We start from the raw sequence: 3,802 nt of genomic DNA, 5'->3' as shown, positions 1-3,802 counted from the left end.
GGCTCGCCGCGCTGCGCGACGAGGAGGGCCAGCCGCTCGTACCGGCCGCACACCCGTACCGCTGGTGGGGCCTGCACGAGCCGACCCACAGCGAGGTGCCGCTGCGCGACCGCACCCGGCCGGTCGCCCTGTCCGGTTCGGCCCTCGGCCAGCTGGGCACCTGCTCGCTGCAGTGGTACCTGGGCCGCGAGGTGAAGGCCGACGCGCCCGCCACCGCCGCCCAGGGCTTCGGCAACGTCGTGCACGTCCTCGCCGACGAGGTGGCCTCCGGCCGTACCCCCGCCGACCTCGCCGTGCTCATGGAGCGCCTCGACTCCGTCTGGGACGCGCTCGCCTTCGACGCCCCGTGGAAGTCGGCGCAGGAGAAGGAGAACGCCCGCGCGGCCCTGGAGCGCTTCCTGCGCTGGCACGTCATGGAGCGCGGCGGCCGGGCCCCCGTCGCCACCGAGCACGCCTTCGACGTCACCCTGAAGGCCGAGGACTACCTCGTGCGCATCCGCGGCTCCATGGACCGCGTGGAAGCGGACGACCACGGCCGCGCCTACGTCGTCGACTTCAAGACGGGCAAGGGCACCGTCTCCGCCAAGGAGGTCGAGCGCCACCCCCAGCTCGCCGTCTACCAGCTCGCCGTCGAGCACGGGGCCGTCGACGAGGTCTTCGACGGCGCCCGGCCCCGGGCCGGCGGCGCCGAGCTCGTCCAGCTGCGTCAGGGCGCGGCGAAGCGGGACGGCGGCGACGCCGTCCCGAAGGTGCAGGGCCAGGAGCCGCTGGGCGAGGGCGAGTGGGTCGGCGGGCTGCTCGCCGAGGCGGCGGGCCGGGTCCTGGAGGAGCGGTTCGCCCCCCGCCCCGGCCAGCACTGCTCGCACTGCTCCTTCCGGGCCTCCTGCACGGCCCGGCCCGAGGGCCGGCAGATCGTCGAATAGCCCGGCCCTCGAAGAGAGGCCGGGAGAAACACTCTGACCTGCGGCGATGCCGGTATGTCAGTGGCGGCCGTTAGCGTGGTGTGCCGTGACCCCGCGCCTGACCGACCCCGAGCAGCTCAAGGAGCTCCTCGGCATCCCGTTCACTCCGGAGCAGACGGCCTGCATCACCGCGCCGCCCGCCCCGCAGGTCATCGTGGCCGGCGCCGGGTCCGGCAAGACCACGGTGATGGCCGCGCGCGTGGTCTGGCTCGTCGGCACCGGCCAGGTCGCCCCCGAGCAGGTCCTCGGCCTCACCTTCACCAACAAGGCCGCCGGCGAGCTGTCCGAGCGCGTCCGCAAGGCCCTCGTCGCGGCCGGCGTCACCGACCCCGACCCCGACCCCGGGCCCGCGGCCGCCGACCCCGACCAGGCCCCCGGCGAGCCGCAGATCTCCACGTACCACGCCTTCGCCGGCCGCCTCCTGAAGGAGCACGGCCTGCGCATCGGCCTGGAGCCCGGCGCCCGCCTCCTCGCCGACGCCACCCGCTTCCAGCTCGCCGCCCGCGTCCTGCGCGGCTCCCCGGGCCCCTTCCCGGCGCTCACCCGCTCCTTCGCCGACCTCGTCGCCGACCTCCTGGCCCTCGACGGCGAGCTCGCCGAGCACCTCGTGCCGGCCGAGCGCCTCCGCGCCCACGACCGCGAGCTGCTCGCCGCCCTGGAGGGCGCCCGGCTCACCAACGCCGACCTGCGCAAGGTCCCCGAGACCGCCCGCGCCCGCCTCGAACTGCTGGAGCTCGTCGGCGGCTACCGCGCGGAGAAGCGCAAGCGCGACCTGCTCGACTTCGGCGACCAGATCGCCCTCTCCGCCGAGCTCGCCCGCAGCCGCCCCGAAGTCGGGCGGATCCTGCGCGAGCAGTTCGCCGTCGTCCTCCTCGACGAGTACCAGGACACCTCCGTCGCCCAGCGCCTCCTGCTCTCCGGCCTCTTCGGCGGCGGCACCGGCCACGCCGTCACCGCCGTCGGCGACCCCTGCCAGGCCATCTACGGCTGGCGCGGCGCCTCCGTCGCCAACCTGGACGACTTCCCGCAGCACTTCCCCTTCGCCGACGGCAGCCCCGCCCGCCGCTTCGCGCTCAGCGAGAACCGGCGCAGCGGCGGCCGCCTCCTCGACCTCGCCAACGGCCTCGCCGTCGAGCTGCGCGAGCGCCACGAGGGCGTCGAGGCCCTGCGCCCCGCCCCCGGCGCCGAGCGGGACGGCGTGGTGCGCTGCGCCCTGCTGCCCACCCACGCCGAGGAGCTGGAGTGGCTCGCCGACTCCCTCGCCCACCTCGTGCGCACCGGCACCCGCCCCGGCGACATCGCCGTCCTGTGCCGCACCGCGGCCGACTTCGCCCAGATCCAGGGCGCGCTGGTGCGGCGCGACCTGCCCGTCGAGGTCGTCGGCCTGTCCGGGCTGCTGCACCTGCCCGAGATCGCCGACCTCGTCGCCGTCTGCGAGGTCCTCCAGGACCCCGCCGCCAACGCCTCCCTGGTCCGGTTGCTGATCGGCCCGCGCTGGCGCATCGGCCCCCGCGACCTCGCGCTCCTCGGCCGCCGCGCCCGCACGCTCGTGCCCTACGGCAGCGCGGGCGGCGACCCCGAGCGCCGCCTCGCCGAGGCCGTCGAGGGCACCGACCCCGCCGAGACGGTCTCCCTCGCCGACGCGCTCGACACCTTCCTCGCCGCCGACGCCCCGGGCACCCCTCAGGACGGACTGCCCTTCTCGGCCGAGGCCCGCGTCCGCTTCGCCCGCCTCGCCGCCGAACTGCGCGACCTGCGCCGCTCCCTGGCCGACCCCCTCATGGACGTTCTCCACCGCGTCCTGGCCGTCACGGGCCTGGAGGTCGAGCTGTCCGCCTCGCCGCACGCCCTGGCCGCCCGCCGCCGCGAGACCCTCTCGCACTTCATGGACGTCGCCGCGGGCTTCGCAGCCGTCGACGGCGAGACCACCCTGCTCGCCTTCCTCGGCTTCCTGCGCACCGCCGCGCAGTACGAGAAGGGCCTCGACAGCTCCCTCCCCGGAGGGGAGGACACCGTCAAGGTCCTCACGGCGCACAAGTCCAAGGGCCTGGAGTGGGACGTCGTCGCCGTCCCCGGCCTCGTCGAGCGCACCTTCCCCAGCGAGCAGTCCCGCGACTCCTGGACCGCCCAGGCCAAGGTCCTCCCGCACGCCCTGCGCGGCGACGCCGACACCCTGCCCGACGTCGGCGCGTGGGACGCCAAGGGCATGGGCGCCTTCAAGGCCGCCATGAAGGAACACCAGCGCATCGAGGAACTCCGCCTCGGTTACGTCACCTTCACCCGCCCCCGCTCCCTGCTCCTCGGCTCCGGCCACTGGTGGGGCCCCAGCCAGAAGAAGCCCCGCGGGCCGTCCGCGTTCCTCGACGCCCTCCGCGCGCACTGCGAGGCCGGCCACGGCGAGATCGAGGCCTGGGCCGCCCCTCCGGAGGAGGACGCCGAGAACCCCGCGCTGCAGGAGGACGAGACCGACCGCTCCTGGCCGCTGCCCCTGGACCCGGACTCCCTCGCCCGCCGCCGCGCCGCGGCCGACGCGGTGCTCGCGCACCTGGAGCGGCTGGAGAGCGGGGCCACCACGGGGACCGGTGCGCCGGTGCTCCCCGAGCCCGAGCCCGAGCCGGCCTACGACCCGGACTGGCCGCCCCCGCCGTCGGACGACGAGGACCACGACGCGTACGCACCGGAGCCGGCCCCGCACGAGGACGAGCACCTGGCCGACCCGCACGCGTGGGAGGCCTTGCCGACGGCCCGTCCGGAGGCCGTCACGGGCGCCGAGGCGTACGAGGGCGATCGTGCTCCGCACGAGGACGAGCAGTTCGCCGGCCGCGGCGCGTGGGACGCCC

The 3,802-nt window shown here is 76.0% G+C and carries 2 protein-coding genes; both read left to right on the top strand.

All coding sequences use genetic code 11. The annotated features are described in order from the left end of the window. The coding region (locus tag V7793_RS34945) for a RecB family exonuclease (RefSeq protein WP_336013715.1) at window positions 1-923 on the top strand (923 nt) is incomplete at its 5' end. An 85-nt stretch (window positions 924-1,008) separates the two neighbouring features. Continuing rightward, window positions 1,009-3,802: ATP-dependent helicase (locus V7793_RS34940; protein ID WP_336013714.1), on the top strand; the 2,794-nt coding region annotated here is incomplete at its 3' end.

The organism is Streptomyces sp. KLMMK, from assembly GCF_036961605.1.
GTDB classification, from domain to species: Bacteria; Actinomycetota; Actinomycetes; order Streptomycetales; family Streptomycetaceae; genus Streptomyces; species Streptomyces telluris.
This window is presented reverse-complemented; position numbering and strand designations above follow the sequence as displayed.